Genomic DNA, 2,008 nt, shown 5'->3' with positions numbered 1-2,008 from the left:
AACTGCGGAGTCTTTTGGGTTTGAGCTAATTGCTAAAACTCCGCAGTTAGATTAAGTTTCTTAGGAGGACTTTTGCTTTGAGACAGGGGTTTTCAACCCCTGGCGGACTGTCGGATTAGCGAGGTAGCCGAATAGCGGAATGAATGACTGGCGGACTGGCGGACTAAAATACAACACGGAAAATATCAACTTATGAACCCAAAAATCATCGGCAGAATCACCACCTACCCCGGCATGAACCAAAGCGACTGGCTGTGGCAACAAACCCCCCACAACTTCGGCAACTGGCGTAACATTCAAATGCTAGCAAATCACCCAGAACCCGACTTTTTACTCATGTATCAATTCGACTTTCCCCAACCGCCCAAAAAGCAATCGTGGGTCGATAAAATACGTCGCTACAGGCATCAAAACCAAGAAAACGACATTCAAAAAAGTTTTCGCGGTGTCCCCAAGGAACGCATAATTTACCTGATCCGCGAGCCGCCATTACCAGAAGCAATTGAAATTACCAAAGCGAACTACGAACAAGCCAAACTTTATTGCGGTTACGTTTCCGGGCCAGACGACTTCGCACCAAACCCCAATTATATGCCCGCGATTTGGTATCACTCTAACTCGTTTCGAGAACTCGATGAAATGGCTGCGCCGCCGAAAACTAAATCCTGTTCTTGGATTACTTCAGGTGTTAGTCGCACCGCCAATCACCGACGCCGATTAGATTTTCTCAAATTGCTGCAATCACAAGAATTAGATTTTGACCTTTACGGGCGAAACTTGCCAACTTGGGCGAGCGGGAACGGCACTGTCAACAATAAATGGCACGCTGTCGCACCATACTATTACAACTTAGCTATTGAAAATTATGCCGAAAACGATTGGTATGTCAGCGAGAAGCTTTGGGATGCTTTATTAGCTTGGTGTTTGCCAATTTATTACGGCGGTTCGGCGGCGGATAAATTGTTGCCGACAGGGAGTTTTCTGCGGCTGCCGAGTTTGGATGAGAAAGGAGTAGAATTTATTAAAGAGGTTGTAGCTACGCCGGATTATTGGCATGAAGCCAGGGATAAAATTGCTGAAGCCAGACAAATCATTCTCCACGAATTGAACTTGCTCAATTGGCTGTCTAAGTTTGTATCTTAGGAAGTAACATAATGACAGAAAACCAAAATCAACCCAGAGAATACGATGCCGTACTCAGTGCTCCATCTCAAGTGCCATTTGGTGCGACTGTCTTAGGCGGCATTCCTGGTGTTAAGAGTCGGTTAGCTTCATCTCGTGTCGAAGTCAGAATCACCGCACTGTATGAAGCGTTGAAATATGGAGAAGCTGGTTTAGACTTGATAATTTCGGCATTGCAGGATGAATCAATAAAGGTGAAGTTGGCTGCATATTCGGTGCTGAAGGAGAGAGAGGAACCAAATATAAAAGAGAAGTTCCAAAAATATTCGCCTATTTTTGACTTTGATGTGATCACAGTGGATGCTGAAGGAAAAGAAAACAGTCGCCGCCGTGATTATGCTCACTTCTTGCGCGAAGACTTAGGGGATCCAGTTGTGCTGGAAATGGTTCATATTCCCGGCGGTACATTTATTATGGGTTCGCCAGCAACCGAAAAAGGTAAAATATATGATGAAAATCCGCAGCATCAAGTAACAGTAACCGCTTTTTTTGCAGGCAAATACCCCATCACCCAAGCACAGTGGCAAGCAGTGATGGGAAATAACCCATCGTGGTTTCAAGGTGAAAAACTTCCTGTAGAAAAAGTATCGTGGGATATGGCAGTCGAATTCTGTAGCAAACTCTCGCAAAAAACCGGGAAAAAATATCGCCTCCTGAGTGAAGCTGAATGGGAATACGCCTGTCGTGGCGGTACAAAAAGCCCATTTCATTTTGGGGAAACTATTACCCCGGAGTTAGTCAACTATAACGCAATGGCACTGAAAAAGTCTCAATCACGCCCTCCGTTTAGATTTCAAGACAGAGCGAGGTTCCTGCATTCGAGGAT

The 2,008-nt window shown here is 45.1% G+C and carries 2 protein-coding genes; both read left to right on the top strand.

The window, feature by feature from the left end; genetic code table 11:
• Positions 1–192 precede the first annotated feature (192 nt).
• Positions 193–1,143, top strand: a complete 951-nt coding sequence (locus QUB33_RS29295; RefSeq protein ID WP_333358153.1) for a glycosyltransferase family 10 domain-containing protein — start codon at positions 193–195, stop codon at positions 1,141–1,143.
• Between the two features lie 11 nt (positions 1,144–1,154).
• Positions 1,155–2,008 (top strand): formylglycine-generating enzyme family protein (locus tag QUB33_RS29290; protein ID WP_333358150.1); only part of this gene is annotated, 854 nt, incomplete at its 3' end.

The organism is Microcoleus sp. B3-A4, assembly GCF_036705385.1.
GTDB lineage: Bacteria > Cyanobacteriota > Cyanobacteriia > Cyanobacteriales > Microcoleaceae > Microcoleus.
Note: the sequence above shows the minus strand (reverse complement) of the source record. Positions and strands in the feature narration are given on the sequence as shown.

Coding starts and splice junctions, on each gene's coding strand:
- QUB33_RS29295 (WP_333358153.1), top strand. CDS start 193: ATGAACCCAAAAATCATCGGCAGAATCACCACCTACCCCGGCATGAAC.